14 protein-coding genes and 1 tRNA gene are annotated in these 19,204 nt (G+C 68.0%); 1 reads left to right on the top strand and 14 read right to left on the bottom strand.

Annotated features, from left to right (window positions below):
• Positions 1–111: 111 nt before the first annotated feature.
• Both HKD39_RS14890 and HKD39_RS14895 read right to left on the bottom strand, forming a co-directional pair.
• A complete protein-coding gene (locus tag HKD39_RS14890; protein ID WP_171200675.1) occupies positions 112–1,893 on the bottom strand; it encodes an alpha-L-fucosidase in 1,782 nt (593 codons plus the stop codon).
• 372 nt (positions 1,894–2,265) lie between these two features.
• Positions 2,266–2,350 (bottom strand) — tRNA-Ser (locus HKD39_RS14895).
• Between the two features lie 144 nt (positions 2,351–2,494).
• Between HKD39_RS14895 and HKD39_RS14900 the strand changes: the two genes are divergently transcribed.
• Positions 2,495–5,356 (top strand): BTAD domain-containing putative transcriptional regulator, encoded by a 2,862-nt coding sequence (locus HKD39_RS14900; protein ID WP_171200676.1) that lies wholly within the window; start codon positions 2,495–2,497, stop codon positions 5,354–5,356.
• Here HKD39_RS14900 and HKD39_RS14905 read toward each other — a convergent pair.
• The 12 genes from HKD39_RS14905 to HKD39_RS14960 form a co-directional block, all read right to left on the bottom strand.
• Positions 5,314–6,192, bottom strand: a complete 879-nt coding sequence (locus HKD39_RS14905) for a peptidase inhibitor family I36 protein (protein WP_171200677.1) — start codon at positions 6,190–6,192, stop codon at positions 5,314–5,316. The two genes, HKD39_RS14900 and HKD39_RS14905, sit on opposite strands and share 43 nt — an antisense overlap.
• A 134-nt stretch (positions 6,193–6,326) precedes the next feature.
• Positions 6,327–7,190 (bottom strand): peptidoglycan DD-metalloendopeptidase family protein, encoded by an 864-nt coding sequence (locus tag HKD39_RS14910; RefSeq protein WP_171200678.1) that lies wholly within the window; start codon positions 7,188–7,190, stop codon positions 6,327–6,329.
• 83 nt (positions 7,191–7,273) lie between these two features.
• The gene (locus HKD39_RS14915) at positions 7,274–8,122 is read right to left on the bottom strand and encodes a hypothetical protein (RefSeq protein WP_212754595.1); all 849 of its coding nucleotides are present in this window, start codon (positions 8,120–8,122) and stop codon (positions 7,274–7,276) included.
• A 102-nt stretch (positions 8,123–8,224) separates the two neighbouring features.
• Positions 8,225–9,097 (bottom strand): sugar phosphate isomerase/epimerase family protein, encoded by an 873-nt coding sequence (locus tag HKD39_RS14920; protein WP_171200679.1) that lies wholly within the window; start codon positions 9,095–9,097, stop codon positions 8,225–8,227.
• Between the two features lie 87 nt (positions 9,098–9,184).
• Positions 9,185–11,401, bottom strand: a complete 2,217-nt coding sequence (gene rhaD, locus HKD39_RS14925) for a bifunctional rhamnulose-1-phosphate aldolase/short-chain dehydrogenase (RefSeq protein ID WP_171200680.1) — start codon at positions 11,399–11,401, stop codon at positions 9,185–9,187.
• A 5-nt stretch (positions 11,402–11,406) separates the two neighbouring features.
• A complete protein-coding gene (gene rhaI, locus HKD39_RS14930; RefSeq protein ID WP_171200681.1) occupies positions 11,407–12,603 on the bottom strand; it encodes an L-rhamnose isomerase in 1,197 nt (398 codons plus the stop codon).
• A 41-nt stretch (positions 12,604–12,644) separates the two neighbouring features.
• Complete coding sequence (locus HKD39_RS14935; RefSeq protein WP_171200682.1) at positions 12,645–14,063, bottom strand: FGGY-family carbohydrate kinase; 1,419 nt, start codon at positions 14,061–14,063, stop codon at positions 12,645–12,647.
• Positions 14,060–14,752 carry an HAD family hydrolase gene (locus HKD39_RS14940; protein WP_171200683.1) on the bottom strand — a complete coding sequence of 231 codons (693 nt, stop codon included), beginning with the start codon at positions 14,750–14,752 and terminating at the stop codon, positions 14,060–14,062. The genes HKD39_RS14935 and HKD39_RS14940 overlap by 4 nt, the downstream gene beginning before the upstream one ends.
• A gap of 5 nt (positions 14,753–14,757) precedes the next feature.
• On the bottom strand, positions 14,758–15,564 hold the full coding sequence (locus tag HKD39_RS14945) for a class II aldolase/adducin family protein (RefSeq protein WP_171200684.1): 807 nt from the start codon (positions 15,562–15,564) through the stop codon (positions 14,758–14,760).
• Positions 15,561–16,679, bottom strand: a complete 1,119-nt coding sequence (locus HKD39_RS14950) for an ABC transporter permease (protein WP_171200685.1) — start codon at positions 16,677–16,679, stop codon at positions 15,561–15,563. Before HKD39_RS14950 ends, HKD39_RS14945 begins: the two co-directional genes overlap by 4 nt.
• Positions 16,676–17,710 (bottom strand): ABC transporter permease, encoded by a 1,035-nt coding sequence (locus tag HKD39_RS14955; RefSeq protein WP_171200686.1) that lies wholly within the window; start codon positions 17,708–17,710, stop codon positions 16,676–16,678. Before HKD39_RS14955 ends, HKD39_RS14950 begins: the two co-directional genes overlap by 4 nt.
• Positions 17,707–19,194 carry a sugar ABC transporter ATP-binding protein gene (locus HKD39_RS14960; protein WP_171200687.1) on the bottom strand — a complete coding sequence of 496 codons (1,488 nt, stop codon included), beginning with the start codon at positions 19,192–19,194 and terminating at the stop codon, positions 17,707–17,709. Before HKD39_RS14960 ends, HKD39_RS14955 begins: the two co-directional genes overlap by 4 nt.
• Positions 19,195–19,204: the final 10 nt, after the last annotated feature.

Genomic DNA, 19,204 nt, shown 5'->3' on the forward strand with positions numbered 1-19,204 from the left:
GGCCTCCGGGCGCGTCGGCGGTCGCCGCGGCGATGCGGCGAATCAGCGAATGCCTGAGAGTGAACACCCTGCCGATCTGGCTGTCAACGTTGTCAGCAGACCGGCTCGTGCTCAGCGCCCGTCGACGGTGATGGCGGTGACGGTGGCGTCGAGCGGGTCGGCGAAGTAGTCGGGATCGGCCAGTTCGATGCTCACCGGAGTCACCTCCCCAACCGGATAGCTCAAGCCGGCGACCGGACCGGCGGACAGCTGCGCACCGGTGGCGACGACGCTGGAGTCGCCGACCCGCACCCGGTAGGCGGTGCCGGGAGCGAAGGTGCCTTCGACCCGCACCGAGGCCTGGCGCCGTTCCGAGCCGTCGGCGGCGGTGTCGGCGAACCAGCCGGTCTGTCGAAGCGCTTGGGCGCCAGCATCTTTCGGGCTGTACGTTGCGGTCAGCCCGGTCTCGGTGATGGTGAAGAGCTGATCGGCGCCGCGCACCAGGGTCTCGGGGATGACGAGCGGGGCGCCAACCGTGCTCACCTTGATCACCGGCAGGTCGGGGTCGGTCGGCTGCGACGGCAGGGTGACGACCAACTCGGTGCCGTCGGCGCCCTGCATCCGGTACGGCAGGGCGGTGCCGGTGCCGTCGACGGTCACCGAGCGGACCGGGCTGCCGACGCCAGGCAGCCGAATGTCGCCACCGCCGGCCGGCCACTTCTGCACCCCGAGGTAGATGGCGTCGCCCTTGACGGTGCTGTCGCCCCAGGCCTGCCGCCCGTATCGGGTGGCACTCGCATCGAGCACGGCGTCGGGGTGCCGCTGGTTCCAGGCGCCGATGCCCGAAAACACCGCTGCGTCAAAGGGATCGATGGATCCATCGCCCTTGGGACCGACGTTGAGCAGGTAGTTGCCGCCGCCGGAGATCACCGTGAACAGGTGGTTGACCAGCGTGCGCACCTTCACCGGCAGGTTGGCAGCGCTGCGGTCGGCCCGGCTCCAACTGCAGTAGCCCCAGCAGAACGAGAACACCGACTCGGCCGACTGCCACGGGCCTTGCAGCTGCTTCGCGGGGACGAAGTTGTCGCCGCCCACCTCGAAATCGCCCTTGTCGTTCCATACCCTCGAGTTCACCATCGCGGTCGGTTGGTAGCGGTGCACGGTGGCCGCCATCGCCGCGCTCTGCTCGGCGGTCGGCGCGCCCATGTCGAACCAGATCTCGTCGAGAGTGCCGTAGCGGGTGAGGATCTCGCGCAATTGCGACTGGATGTACGGCATCATGTCTGCCGGAATCGGGTTGGTGTTGTTGTATGGCTTCGGGGTCTGCTTGGTCCAGTCGATGATCGAGAAGTACAGGCCGAAGCCGAGTCCCTGGCTACGGCAGGCCCGGCTGAGCTCGGCAATCGGGTCACGCCGCAGCGCCGACGCCGCGGTGATGTTGTAGTCGGTGGTGTGGGTGTTCCACATCGCGAAGCCGTCGTGGTGCTTTGAGGTGAGCACCAGGTACTTCGCGCCCGCTGCCTTGGCGGTGGCGCACCACTGCTGCGGGTCGAACTTCTCCGCATCGAACGAGGCGGCGGTGTTCAAGTAGTCCGAGGTCGGGATGTTCATCCAGGCCTTGATCTGTTCCGGGTAGCCGATCTTCTGCTGCTGGCCCTGGTAGAAGCCGCCGTGGTTGGAGTAGATGCCCCAGTGCACAAACATGCCGAATTGAAGTTTCTGCCAGGCGGCGATCTTCGGGTCGGCGCTGCGTCCGATCGCAGCCAGGTAGCCTTTGATGCCCTCGCCGGCGGCAGCGACGGGGTGACCGGCGGTGCCGGCGCCGCTGCTCGGGGCAGCCATCGCGGTTCCTCCCATCACGCCGATCGATACCAGCAACCCGAGTACGGCCAGCACCACCGCGTGCCTTTTCACGATCTACTCCCCTGGTTCGCACCGCAGAGACATCGGATCGCTGACCATCCTGGCGCCTGGCCGGACTCCGGTCAAGGCGAGATGACCATCCGACTCCTCGGAGGATTGTCCGCTTCTCGAAAGGAACGCTCTCGGAGCCGCACATCCGTCGGAGGACTGAACGAGCGAGCATGAGCACTGACGTTCTGGTATCGAGCGTTCTGGTATCGAGCTTTGGCTACTGCGCGCACCTTTCGGCACGTCGCACACCTTCCTGCCCTCCGCTGAGTGTGCGACGTGCCAGAAAGTGCGCGATCCAAAGTGCCCTGCCTAGGTTGTGACTGTGCGTTTGGAGGCGTGGACCCGCCTCCGCGCAGGAACGAAGTGACTGTGCGGAGGCGGAGGGATTCGAACCCCCGAGGCTTTTACACCTGGTCGCTTTCAAGGCGACTTCCTTCGGCCGCTCGGACACGCCTCCTGGTACGGCAAACGATAGCGGACGCCTGCGGGCGGGCGGCCAAAGGCGCAGGTATCGGCGGGCGGAGCCGGTGTGTGCCCACTAAAATCTGAGCCGTCCACAGCGTGGAATCCGACGACGGGGGCGTCCGGCATGCGGGTGCGGGTGTTGGGCCCTATCGAGGTGCACGACGGCACCTCGTGGGTACCGGCTGGGCCGGCCAAGTGTCGCGCCGTGCTGTTGTGCCTCGTCGCGCACGCACCCGACGTGGTGTCGGTGGAGCAGCTCATCGACGAGGTCTGGGGACAGACCGCTCCGACGTCGGCGATGACGCAGGTTCACGGGTACACCATGCGGCTGCGCCGGTCGCTGGGCCGCGACGGCGACTCCATCGTGCAAACGGCCAAGCCGGGATACCGATTCACCCGTCCCGAAGCCGTTGATGCCAGCGTCTTCGCGAACGAGGTGTCCAAGGGGTCCGAGCAGCTCCGAGCCGGCGACGTCGATGGTGCACGCGAAATCATCGACCACGCTCTTGCGCTGTGGCGGAGCGCGCCGGACGGAGCACTGCTCGGCAGCCCGCGGGCCTCGGGCTGGCTTGAGAGTCTGCAAGAACTGCATTGCCGCGCAAGAGAAATGCGGATCGACGGTGCGATCCGTGCCGGCCGGCACGCCGACGTGATCGCCGATATCCGCGGTCAGCTTGCTGTCGACCCGCTCCGGGAACAGTGGTGGCGGCTGCTTCTGGTGGCGCTGCACCGCAGCGGGCGGCAGGCCGAGGCGCTCGCCGAGTATCAACGGCTCCGGTTGATGCTTGCCGACGAGCTGGGTACCGAACCAGGGGCGTCGCTGCAATCGGTGCACCAGCAGATCCTGCAGGGCACCCTGCCGATGCGGGATGAGGCGGAGGCAACGCAGGCGCATGCCGATCAGCGGCCAGCCACGCAGGGTGACCCCGAGCCGGTGCGTCAACTGCCGGCAGCAACGGCCGACTTCACCGGGCGACGGGATGCCGTGCAGCACATCGTCGATCAACTGTTGTCGGCCGGGCAGCGGGCATCGCCGCCGATCGTGGTGGTGCACGGTGCTCCGGGCACCGGAAAGACCGCGTTGGCGGTGCAGGCTGCCAGGGCCGCGGCGGACGCATTTCCTGATGCTCAGTTGTATCTGGCGTTGGACGGGACGGCGGAGCGATGCCGCCAGCCGCACGAGATCCAGGCCGACCTGCTGTTCGCGCTCGGCGTGCACGGCGCCAACCTGCCCCCGACCACCGCCGCGCGGGCAGCGTTGGTCCGGAGTCGGCTGGCCGGCCGGCGGGCGTTACTGGTGCTGGACGATGCCGGGTCGGAGGAACAGATTCGCTCCGTGCTTCCGCCGGACGGCGCCAGCGCGGTTCTGGTCACCACCAGGCGCATCTTCACGATGCTGCCGGGCAGCACGCATGTCGAGCTCGGTCCGCTTCCCGACGATGAGGCGCTTGAGCTGCTGGCGTCGGTGGTCGGCCGCGACCGGATCGACCGCGAACTGCCGGCGGCGAGGGCTATCGTCGCGGCCTGCGGCAGACTTCCGCTCAGTGTCCGGATCGCCGGCGGCAAGCTGCTCGCCCGCCCGCGGTGGCCGCTTTCCGTTCTGTGCCAGCGGCTTTCCGACGAGACCAGGCGTTTGCACGAAATGACGCTGGGCGACCTGGACGTGCGGGCCAGCGTCGAGCTGTCGCTGCGGGCGTTGCCGGAGCCGGCACTGCGCGCGTTCTGTCTGCTCGGATCGCTTGGGCCGCAGAGCTTTCCCGGCTGGATCATGCGGCCGCTGCTGGATTGCGACGACGCCACCGACATGCTCGAGGTTCTGGTGGATGTGAACCTTGTCCAGCTGATGGATTCGGATCCGCTCGGGCAACCCCGGTATCAGCTGCACGACCTGCTGGCGGCCTGCGCGGTGGAGCGCGGGCGGGAGCTGGCCGGCGACGACGTCCGCCGCGCCTTCGAACGTCTGCTCGCCGGGTGGCTGTGGATGGTGCAACAGGCCAACAAACGGTTACCCCCCAGCTTGTTCGAGCCGATCGGCGATGCCGCACCCTTCCCGGCGGCGCCGGTGCCCGGCGGCGAGCAACTGGTCGCCGATCCCCTTGCCTGGTTCGACGCCGAACGTCGCTGCCTGCTGGCAGCCGTGCGGCTGGCCGCCGAGCAGCAGCTGCCCGGCGCGTGCATCGCGTTGACCACCCACCTGGTTCCCGGCTACGACCACCGCGCCAGGTTCGACGATTGGCACAGCACGCATCTGATCGCGACGCAGGTGAGCGACCCTGGCGGGATCGCTGGTGCCGCAGTGCTTCTGGGCCTGGCGCAGACCCACATGTACCGCGGCCGGATCGACACCGCGTGGGACCTGCTGCAGAACGCCTTGCAGACCTTCGACAAGGCGGGGCACCGGCGCGGCCGCGCGCATGCCTATGCCGGCATGGTCACCGCGAGCCGGTTGGTCAACGATCTCGACAGAGCCTCGTACTATCTGACGCCGGCGCTGCAGGACGCCACCGCGGCCGGCGATCTCACCCTGCGAGCCATCCTGCTCTGTGCCCGCGGCAAGTTGTTGACCTGCCAGGGACGGGTGGCACAGGCCGAACCCTGGTTCCGGCAAGCACTGTCGATGGCCCGCAGCGCGGGTGACACGCACCGGGAGGCCGTCGTCCTGCGCGAGCAGGCGGTGATGTTGCACGCGCGCGGAGATTCCCGTCAGGCGCTGGCCGGTCTGCACGCCGCCGCCGAAACCCTCGCCGATATCGGCGATCATCACTGCAGGGCGCTGGCGCTGCTGTGCATCGCGCAGGTGCACGCCGACCGCGGTGACGAGCGTGATGCCAACGCCGCGGCCCGGCAGGCGGCGACCGTGATCGACAAGGCCGAGCTGCCGATCGACGGACTGGACATCACCTCGCCGCCGGACTGGCGGCAGTCTGCGTCGTGGGATCTGTTGCAGCGGCAGGGTTATCCGATTCCGTTGTACCGGAACGGCGCGAAGGTTCCGTGACCTGGGAAGTACGGGTAAGAGATCTGCCGGTACTTGGCGCCACTGGGATCGCCAGGGGTTGACTCGTAACCCCAGTACGCGGTCTGTGCGGCGTCCGCCCACTTCTCGAACAACACCACATGCCCGTCGGCGCCGGCCGCCTTGTTGAGCAGTACGTCACCGGCCTGCAGGTCGCTCTTGGCGATGTCGTGGCCGATCCGCCACATTTCGTTGGTCGGGTAGCCAGGTGCCGGCGCGTTCCATGCCATGGAGACGTATCCGGAGCAGTCCTGCCGGTAGCCCTGGTAGACCTTGTCCATGCTGTAGGGGACGCGCGGGTTCAACCAGGTCTGGGCCCGCCGGATCACCTCGGCCCTGCTGATCGCGGCTCCGATGCGGTGGCTGGCGTTGTTGTTCTTCAACGTCGCGTTCAGATTCTGCTTCGCACCAGCAGCGAAACTCTGGGTAGCACCACCGAAACCGGTATTGAAGAACACCGTCACCGTCTGACCGGTGCGATTCCACACCGACGCCGCCTCGTTCTTGATACACAACCCCTGCCCAGCACCCGCCCCCTTGAAGTCGTAACACGACGGCTGCGTCGTCCCGTAATCACCCACCGACTCGGTGAAGTCAGACACCGACCCCTGATGATCACTGTTGTAGAAATAGCAGAACTCCCCCTCCTCACACACACCATTACGCGGGGTGCCGGCCTGCGCGGCGGAGTCAGTGGCGGCGGACGCGGCGGCGGCGCCAGCAGCCGTGCCAGGTATCGCCGTTCCGAGCAGAAGCGTTGGGGCAACGGCGATCAGCGCCAGGCAGCGCCGCGATGTGGTTCGGACGGTCGGGTGCATGAGGCTCTCCTGGTAAGGCTCGTTCTGGAACTCGGGTGGCTGCTGGGTCGGGGCTGGGCCGTTCCCGGGAGCGCCGGGTGGCCGGCCGCCGACCGGTCACCCGACGCTCCCCGTTCACGCGAGGTCGGCTGCCATCAAGGGCAGGACGACCGGCGCTGCAGGTTGGTTGTGCCCCAGTACACCGGGTTCCCGTCGACAAAGGTGACGCGCTGCAGGGCACCGTTGAGCTTCTGCTCGTAGTGCAGGTGCGGCCCGCTGGACTTACCGGTGGTGCCGACCCGCCCGATCATCGTCCGCTCGGTGACGTACTGCCCCCGTGACACGTTCTGCGCACTCAGGTGCGCGTACAGCGTCTGCCAGCCGCCACCGTGGTCGATCACGATGTACCGCCCGTAAGAGGTGTCCCCCAGGTTGCCGACAACAGTCACCGTGCCGGGCTTGGAGGCGTAGACCTTCCAGCCGGCGTCGTCCGGATAGTGGTTGAAGTCAACGGCGTTCGGCGGGCTGTGGTAGCTCCTGGTCGCGGCTTCCCAGACCTCACCGCACGGGAACGGCAGCAGGAATCCGGATGGCGAGCCGCCACCGCCGATGCGATGGCTGGCGTTGTTGTTCTTCAACGTCGCGTTCAGATTCTGCTTCGCACCAGCAGCGAAATTCTGGGTAGCACCACCGAAACCGGTATTGAAGAACACCGTCACCGTCTGACCGGTGCGATTCCACACCGACGCCGCCTCGTTCTTGATACACAACCCCTGCCCAGCACCCGCCCCCTTGAAGTCGTAACACGACGGCTGCGTCGTCCCGTAATCACCCACCGACTCGGTGAAGTCAGACACCGACCCCTGATGATCACTGTTGTAGAAATAGCAGAACTCCCCCTCCTCACACACACCATTACGCGGGGTAGCAGCCTGCGCCGTCGTGGCGCCGAAACTCATTCCGGCACCGACCATCAGCGCGAGTGTTCCCAGTGCGGCAAGACGCTTCGCCAGTCTCATGTCGATCAAATCCTTTCCGACTCTCGGATCCCCGGTTCCAGAGATCCTTTGTGATTGATCGCGACGACCCACCCGGGTGCGGGTCATCCACGGTTGCGCAGATACTGCTCCCAGGTGAGCTTCTCCACCTGCGGACCGTCGTCAGGGCCTTGGCCGGACAAGCCGTTGCGGCCGAGGTAGTACTGCCCGATCTGCTGTTGAGCGGGCCGGGCCAGGTCGGTGTCGTTGCCGGCCACCACGTGCAGGTGATACGGCCACGCCGGGTGTTGCGCCGGTGTCCGCAGCCAGGCGGCGAAGCCGACGCTGCGCAGGGCGACGAGCGCCGAGGTGCGCTGGGCGCGGGTCAACGCGTCGGCGTCGAGGTCGGCGGTGCCGCCGCCGTCGTGGGTGCCGGCCGAGGTGGGGTCCGTTCCGGGCGAGTACGAGCCCTGGTCGACAGCGAAGGTCAGGCCGCAGAGACGTTCGGCTTCCAGCAGCATGTCGACGGTGCGGGTGTTGAAGGGGTAGCCACGCCAGCTCACCCTGGAACCGGGCCGCACCACCCTGGACAGGGTGAAGCGGCCGGATCCCAGGGTGGTGAGCGACGCGACGCCGGGGAGTCCGTTGGCGGCCAGCCCGCTGTGGCCCAGCGACTTCTGCCACTGGGCGTAGGCATCGATGCTGGCCGTCCCGAAATGGCCGTCGACATACCGGGCGCGCAGCAGCCCGCGGTCGGCAAGGGCCTGCTCGACCAGGCGCACGCTCTCGCCGGCACCCGGCCAGATCGGCGTGCCCTGCTGCACCGGGTTGATCTGCGCAGCGAGCAGCAGCAGTTCCATGTCGACCACCGGGAGCGCAGCCTGCGCCGACGCTGGGCGCAGCCCCGTTGCGGCAGCCGTGCCCACCGCCAGCGCCGAGGCCAGCACTGCTCTGCGGTGCATTTGAGCTGCCATCGCGGCGTCCTCACCCTCGTCCTGATCTGGTTGATCCTCAGGATGGAGCGGGCGGCTATACCGCGACTACATACCGACTACATGGCGCTCTCTACCCGGCGCTCAGGCGCCGTACTTGTCGCGGATGAACGCCCTGGCACCGGTGGCCAGGTCCATCGAGTCGGTCCAGAGGTTGCGCCAGATGCTCAGCGCCGACGACAGCTGCGGGTTGACCACCTCGGAGGAGAACGATTCGAAGGTGATGGTGCCGTCGTAGCCGACGTCGCGCAGCGCGGTGAAGAACTCGTCCCACGGGATGGAGCCGGTGCCCAGCTGCCCACGGTGCGACTCGCCGACGTGAACGTAGCCGAGCTTGCCGGCGTCCGCCGCGGCCTTCACCGCGTCGGTGAAAGATCGCTCTTCGATGTTCATGTGGTAGGTGTCGAGGTGCGCCACCACATTGTCGCGGCCGATCGCCTCGATGAACCTCAGCGTCTGCTCCGTGGTATTGATGACGTTGGTCTCGTACCTGTTGCAGAACTCCATGCCGAGGGTGATGCCGGATTCGGCCGCCTTGTCGGCCAGCCACGCCATGGTCTCGACGGAATGGCTGTAGCCGCGCTCGGTGACCGGCTGGGTGTAGCGCCCGAGCTTGGAGAAGATCACCCCGCCGAGGTATTGGCAGCCGATGTCACGGGCGACGTTCACCGCGGCCTCCAGCCGGCGCCGGCCGGCGGCCACGATGTCGGCGTCGTCGCTGGAGACGTCGGTGTCGTCGGACAGCCCCATCGACATGGTAGGGGTGATGCCGTACTCCGACAGCAGGTCGGCGGTGAAGCTCATCGCGTCCACCGGTTCCTTCTCCGGCTGCATCAGCGCCAGCTCGATCACGTCGTAGCCGGCCTTCTTGGTTGACGAGATCGCGGTGCGGGCCTCGTCCTCGCTCCAGCCGCCCACCCATACCAGGGCGTGCACGCCGATCTTGTTGTTGCTCATGGTCTTTGCTCTCTCCTTGAAAGTGCCCGGCGGGGACGTCCGCGACGACGTGCCTACCGGGAAACGCTGACGAGTTTGACAGCGGGGCTAACGCAGGAACGCTTGCGGCACACCGGAATCGACCGGAATCACCAGACCGGTGGTGATCGGCAACTGGCCGCCGGTGAGCGCCAATACCGCCTGCGCGATGTGTTCGGGCAGCACCTCCTGCTTCAGCACGGTGCGCTGCGCGTAGTACTTACCGAGGTCTTCCTCCGCCACCCCATAGGTTTTCGCCCTTGAGGCGCCCCAGCCGCCGGCGAAGATGCCGGATCCGCGTACCACCCCGTCCGGGTTGATGCCGTTCACCCGCACGCCGATGGCACCCAGTTCGGCGGCCAGCAGCCGCACCATGTGCTCCTGGGCAGCCTTGGCCGATGAGTAGGCAATGTTGTTGGGACCGGCGAACACCGCGTTCTTGGAACAGACGTTGATGATGTCGCCGCCCAGACCCTGACCGCGCAACGCCGCCTCGGCGGCCTTGGCCACCAGGAACGATCCGCGCGGCATGATGTCGTACTGCAGATCCCAGTCACGCTCTGTGGTGTCCGCCAGCGACCCGGCCCTGGTGATCCCGGCGTTGTTGACGATCAGGTCGATGCCGCCGAAGGCCCTGATGGTTTCGGCAACGCCGTCGGCCACCTGATCGGCGTCGGTGACGTCCATGGTGACGCCGATCGCCACGTCGGGGCCGCCGAGTTCCGCCGCGATCTCCGCGGTGCGAGCCCCATTCAGGTCGGCGACCGCGACGCAGGCGCCCTGGTCGGCGAGCAGTTGCACGGTGGAAAGCCCGATGCCGGACGCCCCGCCGGTGACGAGCGCGATCCGGCCGGCCAGTGCCTTCGGCTTCGGGCGCCGCTTGAGCTTGTCCTCTTCCAGCTGCCAGTACTCGACGGCGAACTTGTCGGCCTCGGCGATCGGCCGGTAGCGGGAAACTGCCTCGGCGCCGTGCATCACGTTGATGGCGTTCACGTAGAACTCACCCGCCACCCGCGCGGTCTGCTTGTCCGCGCCGAAGGAGAACATCCCGACGCCCGGCACCAGCACGATGGCCGGGTCGGCGCCGCGCATCGGCGGGGAGTTCTTGTCGGCATGCCGCTGGTAGTACTCGGTGTACTCCTTGCGGTACTCGGCGTGCAGTTCGGCCAGCCGCTCCGTCACCTTTTCGATCGGGGCCAGCGGCGGGGTGTCCAGCACCAGCGGACGAATCTTGGTGCGCAGGAAGTGATCAGGGCACGAGGTGCCGAGCTCGGCGAGCTTGTTCAGCTTGCGGCGGGACAGGAAGTCGAGCACCACCGGACTGTCGGTGAAGTGCCCCATCATCCGGCGGTCGGTGGAGGCGATCCCGCGCAGGTACGGCATCAGCTCGGCGGCGCGCTGCCGCCGCTGCGCCGCCGGCAGCGCCTTACGGGAGGCCACCACGGCACCGAAGGGTTCTGCTTTCCCCTTGCTGGACAAGAACTTCGCCGCGTCCCTGATGATCTTCAGCGATCGCTTCTCGACCTCGTCGCTGCTGCCTCCCCACGCGGTCATGCCGTGACCGCCGAGAACGGCACCGATCACCTTGGGGTCGGCGGCGATCTCCCGCATCATCTTGCCGAGTTCCCAGCCGGGGCGTTGCCACGGTACCCACGCAACGGTGCCGCCCCAGATCTGCTGTACCAGCTTCTCGCCGTCGGCGGCGCAGGCAAGCGCGATCACCGAATCAGGGTGCAGGTGGTCGACGTGCGGCAGGTCAACCAGCGCATGCATCGGGGTATCGATCGACGGGGTGGCCCCACCGGTGCCGAACGAGCAGTACGGGAACAGCCCGACCATCTCGTCCTCGTGCGCGACGCCGCGGTACACGCCGTCCAGCTCGACCAGCCGGTCGCGCTCCAACTCGGCAAGACCCTTGGCGGTGAGGGTACCCAGATCGCCGCCGGATCCCTTGACGTACAACACTTCCGTCTCACCGCCGGTGGCCGGGTTGGGCCGGCGCACCTTGGCCGAGGTGTTGCCGCCACCGTAGTTGGTGACGGTCGGGTCGCTACCCAGCCGGTTCGACCGGCCGATCAGCTCGGCGACAACGTCGTCGGCCCTGACCCGGCCAGCGGCAGCGGACGCAGACGCCGCCGCCGTGGCCGTGGTTGCCCTGGATCTGCCCGCGGCCTTCTGCGTCTGCCCGGCCCGCTGTGTTTTCTGGGTTTTCGGTGCCTTCCGGGTCTTCTGGGTCTTCTGGGCCTTCTGTGCCGTCCCGTCGGCGCGGCTCTTGCTCGTTGCCATGTCTTCTAGGCTCCCCATCCGGCGGCGGTGCCGCCCACTCGTTCTTCGATGATCTTCTGCTGGTAGCCGCTGGCCGCGTAGGCCGCCAGCGGGTCGGGCGCCAAGCCCATGTCGGTCCGCACCTGCTCCAGCAGCGGCCGCACATCGGTGTTGTAGGCGTCCATCACAATGCCGTTGGCGCCCAGCACATCTCCGGCCTGCCGCGCCGTGCCGAGCGCGTCGAGATCGACGGACAGTGCCTTGGCCGTCGCCTCCTGGACGTTCATCACCGAGCGGATCTCCCCGGGAATCTTGGGCTCGAGGTTGTGCCCCTGGTCCAACATGAACGCCACGCTGTTGTCCGCGGCCGGATCGCCTTCGGCGCTCGGTACCACGGCGCCGGCCTGCACGATCTCCAGCATGATGCGGAACAGCGCGAACGGGTCGGCGGCGCCGACAATCAGGTCGTCATCTGCGTAGAAGCGGGAGTTGAAGTGGAATCCGCCGAGGCGACCCTCCCGCAGCAGCAGCGCGACGATCATCTCGATGTTGGTGCCCGGTGCATGATGCCCGGTGTCCACCAAGACCTTTGCCCGCTCGCCCAGGTGCAGGCAGTGCAGCAGCGAGGTCCCCCAGTCCGGCAGGTCCATGGTGTAGAAGGCCGGCTCGAAGAACTTGTACTCCACCAGCATCGTCATCTCGGGCGCGACATCCGTCATCACCTGGTAGGTCTGCGCCAAGGCGTCGGCCATCCGGTCCTGGCGGTCGCGGATCGAGTCCTGGCCCGGATAGTTGGTGCCGTCGGCGAACCACAGCGACAGTTGCTTGCTGCCGGTCTCTGCCCCGATGTGCACACACTCGATCAGGTGGTCGATCGCCTTCCGGCGAATCTTCGGGTCGGGATTGCAGACGCTGCCGAGCCGGTAGTCGTCCTCCTGAAAGGTGTTCGGGTTGACGGCGCCGATGGCCACCCCCTCGTCCCGCGCGAAGCGGGCGAGGTCGGCATAGTCGTCAACGGTGTCCCACGGGATGTGGATGGCGACCGTCGGCGCGACGCCGGTGTAGCGGTGCACCTGGGCGGCGTCGGCGATCTTCTCGTAGGCATCCCGCGGGATGCCCTGCTGGTTGAACACCTTGAAGCGGGTGCCGGAGTTGGCGTACGCCCACGACGGCGTCTCGATGTGCTGACGGGCCAGCAACTTTCGTATCTGGTCGGCTTCCACGGTCCATCCTTCTTGTCGGCGGTATCCGGGTGGGCGATCGGTCAGTGGGCGGCGGCCAGCGCCGAATGCTGTTGCAGGGCTTCGCACCAGGAGCGATAGCTGGCGTCCAGTGCGGCGATCTGGTCGAGGTCGGGATGCACGATGGTGGGAATCCCGGCCCAGCGCCGGGTCAGCTCGGCCAGCGGCACCTCGAGCAGCGTGGCGGCCGCCAACGCCGCGGCGCCGTGTCCGCTGCCGGCAGCACCGACCAGCCGCACCGGGCGGCCCAGCACAGTTGCCCTGATCCGGTTCCAGGTGCTGCTGCGGGTGGCACCGCCGACAATGCGGTGCTCCCCGAGCCGTACCCCCAGAGCCGCAAGGCGTTCCAGGCCAAGGCGTTCGACGAAGGCGACACCTTCAAGAACGGAACGGTGGGCCTCGACGGCTGTCGTCGGAGTGCCGACGGCCCAGTCCGTCATCGCGGCGTCGGCGACCGGGAACCGTTCACCGACACCAGGCAGCGGATACCGCAGCGACCGGGCCGGGCCCAGCTCGGCGGCAGCGGTGTCCAGGGCGGCGAGCTCGCGCTGGGCCACCGTCCCGGCCAGCACACCGGCGCCGGAGTTGCTGGCACCGCCCGGCCACCAGTGCCCGTCGGGGGCGTAGTGGGAGTAGACGGCCCCGTCCGCGCTCTCCACCCGCGCGTCGGCAACGCCCTTGATCACCAGTGTGGTGCCGAGCACCCCCATGGTGTCGCCCACATCCACTGCGCCGGCGGCGATCTGGGCGCCGCAGCCGTCTGTCATTCCGCTCACCAACGCGACACCCGCCGGCAGCGCCAGCGCCGCGGCAACCTCGTCCGCGACGCTGCCCACCCGCCGGCCCGGGTGCATCAACGGGCCCAGCAGCCCGGCCGGCACCAGCCCTGACTCGGTCAGACCGGCCGGCCAGCTGCGCAGTTGCGGATCGATGCCGGCCTTCAAGGCGTGCGAGGTGTCCGACGGTACCGGGCCACCGGCGAGGTCACCCAGCACCACGTCGGGGGTGAAGGCGAGCCGCGCCACACCAGGCAGCTGTGCCAGCATCGCCAGCCGCGCCGCAACGGAACCGGGGCCGGCCGGATACCCGGCGGCGTCCAGTCGGGCGGCGAAGTCTCCCGCGGACATGTCGTTGTACAGCACCGCATCGCCGACCGGGGCTCCGTCGGCACCCAGCGGCACCACCGTCCCCGAGGTTCCGGTGACGCTCAGCGCGGCAATGTCGGCGGCCCGCGGGCCGAGCGCCGCGACGGTGTCGGACAGCAGCCGGCGCACCACCGCCGGGTAATCGGGGCGCTGCCGCGCGGCAGTCCCGGATGCCGCGTCACGGTTGTGCAGCGGCGCCCCGAGAAACCCCAGCTGCGCACCGGAGTCGGCGTCTACCGCGACCACTCGCGCGGCAGAGGTGGCCAGGTCGATGCCGAGCACCACCGGCGCTGTCATTGCCTGGCCCCGAGCAACCGGTCGGCAAGGCCGTCGAGGTTGTCGACGACGAGGTCGGCCTCCGCCCGCTGCTGCGCCGTCGGCGCGTCGGGCGCGTCGCCCCGCAGCACCCACACCGTGCTGAGGCCAAGGGCTTTCGCCGGACGCACGTCGTTGTCGAGCCGGTTGCCGATGTGCACGGCGCGGTCGGCGCTGGTACCCGCCTCCGCCAGCGACCAGTCGAACAGTTCCCGGCTCGGCTTCTCGTGCCCGACCACCGCGGAGACGCCCCACACGTCGATCAGCTCGCCCAGACCGTCGCGGCGCAGCGCCTCGATCACCGACGCTTCTTGGTTGGCCAGCACCCCGACGCGGACCCGACCGTGCAGCGTCCGCAGCAGCGGCAGCACGTCGCGATACATCGAACCGGCCGGATGCCGCCAGTACGGTTCCGTCCTGGCGTGCAGCTCGCCGCGAAGCACCTTGTCCCCCAACACCTCTGTGGCCAGCGCGGTCCGGAACGAGCCGTTCTGTTCGCGCCGGATCCGGTCGTAGACCGCGCGCACCTGCTGGCGATCAGCGGGGGGTTGTCCCTGTTCGGCGCGGATGTCGTCGAGCGCATGTGTCACCGCGTCGACAAACGTCTCGTCCGGGTAGATGGGTCCACCCACGTCGATGAACACCGCCTCCAGCTGCTCGGGTAGCGCCATCGGAATCAGAGATTCCCGCCGGACAGCCAGCTGCGCCGGTCCGCGATGTCGGTGCGGGCGAAGAACTTGTCAACCGCCGCGTCGCTGAGCGGCGCAACGTCGCCCACCGAGTAGGCCGCCACCCGCACCCGCGCGCCCTTCACCGCCATGGCCGAGATGCCGTCCACCGCTTGCGGTGTCGGTGCGATCGCGACGATGCCGTGATTGCCGAGCAGGATCAGGCTGGGCAACTCGCCTGTCTGCTCGACGCGCTCGGCCAGCAACCGGTAGGTGAGCTGCCCAAGCTCGATTCCTGGGGCGGCATACGGCACATACAGCGGCCGGCCGATCACCACCGCCTCGTCGGAGTAGGCCAGGTGCTGGTACGCCTCTTGCGCTTTCGACGACGCCAGCAGTCCGACAACATCGGTCGGGTGGGTGTGTCCGACAAACCGGGCCAGTGCCGGATCCGGCGCAACCGCGTGCACCGCAACGTGAACCAGCGCCTCGATCGACCCGCGACGCTTGGTCGCCACCCCGTCGGCGCCGGTGACGGTGCCGGCGTCCAGCAGCTCGGTGAGCTGCTGCTGGGTGGCGTCGGCGTCGGTCAGCAGCGGCCGCAGCTCGGCAAGGCTGATCACCACGAAATCGTCCGCGGTGGCGGTCTGCATCGATCTGCCGGAGGCCTTGACCACCACCCGGTCGGAGTCCAACCGCTGAGAGGTGTTGCCCTCAGCCAGAATCACCAGGTCACGTTCGGGCCGGCCGAGTGATCTGGTGAGCTCAACCAGTTCTGCCTCGACCAGCTCAGGCGCGTGCGCGGTCGCCGTCATTGCGTACCTCCGTAGCGTCGGGTGGCCACCCCGTTGAGCAGCGCGGCGAACACCAGCACAACCCCGAGAGCCAGCAGCTGGTACTGCGAACCGTCGTTGCCCTCGAACGCCTTGAGAATGCCGTCGTTGAGCCAGACGATCAGCACGGTCGCCAGCACCACCCCGGCCACCCGGCCGATGCCGCCGGTAATGGCGACGCCACCGAGGACCGCGATGGTGATCGCCGGGAGCGCCATACCGTTGCCCGCGGTGCCGGCGTCCGGCCGGGCGGAAGCGAACTGCCCGACCGTGACGACGGCGACAAGCCCACAGATCAGGCCGCTGATCACATAGGCCCACAGCCGTGTCGACTTGACATCGATCGCCGACCAGCGCGCGGCAACGTCGTTGGTACCGATCGCGTACGACCGGCGCCCGAAGGTGGTGCGCGCCAACAGCAACCACATCACCACGATGGTGGGGATCAGGAACAGGAAAATGCCGCGCGGCACGTCGGGCAGCTGGCTGCCGATCACCGGCAGCTCGATGGAACGCGCGGTGGAGTTGTACAGCTGGCTGATCTCCGGGCTGGAGATCGGGCGCTGGTTGTTGATCACCACCGCCAGCGACTTGTACGCGTAGTAGGTGGCAAGGGTGGCAATCAGCGCGGGAAACCCCAGGTAGGCCACCAGGTATCCGTTGACGAGACCGAGCACCCCGCCGCACACCACCGCGAGCAGGATGGCCAGCCACAGCGGCAGTCCCCACTGCGCATAGGCCAGCCCGAACACCATGCCGGACAACGACACGTTGGCGCCGACCGACAGGTCGATGCCGCCCCGGCCGGACAGAATCACGATCAGCTCGGCGAGGCCGAGCATGGCCAGCGGGACCGCGTTGATCAGCGCAGCGGACATCGAGTCGGAGTCGAACGGCGAGGTCAGGTAGTCGCCGGCGCCCATGATCATGAAGGTCACCACGACGGCAACGATCAGCACCACCAGCAGCACGATGCGCTGGGTGAGCAGCGCCCGGATCAGCCTGCCGCCCAAGGAGTTCTCGCTGCCCCGTGCAGTCGCGGGAGTCGGCGCCGGGTCGGGTGTGCCGGTCTGCTGGTCGTCCACCGGGGCGCTCATCTGGCCCTCCTGCGGGCTCGTTCACGGATCAAGTCGGCGCCGACGGCGACGATGATGGCGATGCCGACGAACAGATCGGACAGCTGGGACGGCCAGCCCAGCTGGGTGACACCGGACGAGACGGTCTGCACCAGCAGAGCGCCCAACAGGGTGCCCAGCACCGATCCGCGGCCACCCATGATCGACGTGCCGCCGATCACCACCGCAGCGATCACCGCGAGTTCCTTGCCGGTGCCGACGTTCTGCGCCAGCGTTGACGACTGCGCGACCAGGAAGCAGGCACCGAGCCCGGCCAGCAAGCCGGTCAGTACGTAGGCGGAGGCGATCCGCGGCCGCACCCTTACCCCGGCCAGCCGCGCCGCGACCGGGTCGCCGCCGATGGCGAAGTAGTGCCGGCCACCGGCGGTGTGCCGCAGGTACCACCAGGCAATGGCCGCCAGCACCACGGTGATGGCGAACGCATGCGGCACGCCCCAGGTGCGGCCGGCCGCGCCGTTGCCGAAAGTGGCCAGCGTGTCAGGGATTCCGCTGACGGTGTTGCCGCCGAAGATCTGCAGGCCGAGCCACTGGAAGATGTTGGTGGTGCCGAACGTGATGATGATGGCGTGCACCCGCCCGTAGGCGATCAACAGGCCGTTGATCAACCCGAGCAGCGCGCCGATGCCGATGGACATCAGCAGTACCACCCAGATCGACGTCTCGTAGTCGACCAGTGTCTTGGCGACAACGACGGCGCACACCATGATGATGCCGCTCACCGAGATGTCGATGCCGCCGGTGATGATGACGATCGTCATGCCGATGCCGATGACGGCGATCGGGGCCACCGCACCGAGCAGCGGCTGCAGCGAGTTGGCCGTCAGGAACGCCGGCGTCGACAGCCACAACACGATCCACAGCACCGCGATGACGCCGATCAGCACGAGCTCCTGGCCGGTGACGGGCGAGGGCAGAATGCGTTGCCGCTCGGTGACCTTGCGTCGCTCGCCGGCCGGGGTCGGCGGTGGGCCTGACACGGTCGGTGCGCTCATGCCGCTCCCTCCGAGGTATCGCCGGCCGCGGCCGCCAGGACTTCAACCTGGGTGGCATCCGGGCCGAACTCGTCCGTGGTGGTGCCGCCGCGCACCACCTGAACGCGGTCGGCGATGCGCAGTGCCTCCGGCAGGTCCGAGGTCACCACCAGTACCGCCGTGCCTTCATCGGCGAGTTCGGTGATGATGCGGTGGATCTCTTCCTTGGCACCGACATCGACGCCCTGGGTCGGTTCGGCCAGCACCAACACTCCCGGCCGCTCCACCAGTTGCCTGGCCAGCACCACCTTCTGGGCATTGCCGCCGGACATGGCACCGATCGGCTGCTTCTCGCTCGGCGTTTTCACCGCCAGCCGCTTGATCAGATCGCGTGCAACGCTGCGTTCTTTCGCGCGCTCCATCCAGCCGGCGAAGCCACCGAACAGCGGCAGGTGGCCCGCGGAGATGTTGAAGGCGATCGACTGGAACGAGAACATGCCCTGCGCCTTGCGGTTTGCCGGCAACAGGCCGATGCCGAGCTTCTGGGCGTGCCGTGGCGATCGCGGTGACACCGCGGCGCCGTCCAGCAGGATCGACCCCGAGTCGTAGCTGTCGATGCCGTAGATGCAGGCCGCGATCTCAGAGACGCCGGAGCCGACAAGGCCGTACAGCGCGACGATCTCGCCGGGCCGCACCGCGACGTTCACGTCGTGGAACCGGCCGCGGCGGCCAAGGTCGGACAGCTCCAACCGTGGGGTAAGGCTCTGGTCGACGGTCCGCGCGCCCTCGTTCTCGGTGAGGATGCCGCCGACCATCTTCTCCACGATGCTGCGAACGGTCAGCTCCGAGATCGGCCAGGTGCCAAGGGTTGCGCCGTCCCGCATCACGGTGACGGTCTCGGCGATCTGGAACAGCTCATCGAGCCGGTGGGAGATGTAGATCACCGAAACGCCGGTGCTGGTGAGCCGGCGCACCACCCCGAACAGCACCTCGATCTCGGCGTCGGTCAGAATCGCCGATGGTTCGTCCAGGATCAACACGGTGGCGTCGCCGGCGAGCGCCTTGGCGATCGACACCTGTTGCTGCTCAGCGATCGACAGGTCGCCGACAACGGCGGTGGCGTAGCGCCGCGGCAGCCCGAGCAGCTCGAGCAGCTCCACCACTTTGGCGTTCTGCGCCGCCCAGTCGATACGACCACCCTTACGCAGCTCCCGGCCCAAGAAGATGTTCTCCGAGACCGTGAGCTCCGAGAACAGTTGTGGCTCTTGGTAAACGGTGGCGATGCCGAGCTTGATCGCGTCCTGCGCCGAGGTGATGGACACCGGCGCGCCGTTGAACTCGATGCTGCCGGTGTCGGCCCGCTCCGCACCGGAGAGAATCTTGATCAGCGTCGACTTGCCGGCACCGTTCTCGCCCACCAGGGCGTGCACGGTGCCGGCTTCGACGTCAAGGTCCGCGTTACGGATGGCCCGGACCGCGCCGTAGCGCTTGCTGATCCCGGACATCCGCAGCCTG

Origin of the sequence: Nakamurella aerolata, from assembly GCF_013002705.1 — a bacterium.
Taxonomy (GTDB): Bacteria; Actinomycetota; Actinomycetes; order Mycobacteriales; family Nakamurellaceae; genus Nakamurella; species Nakamurella aerolata.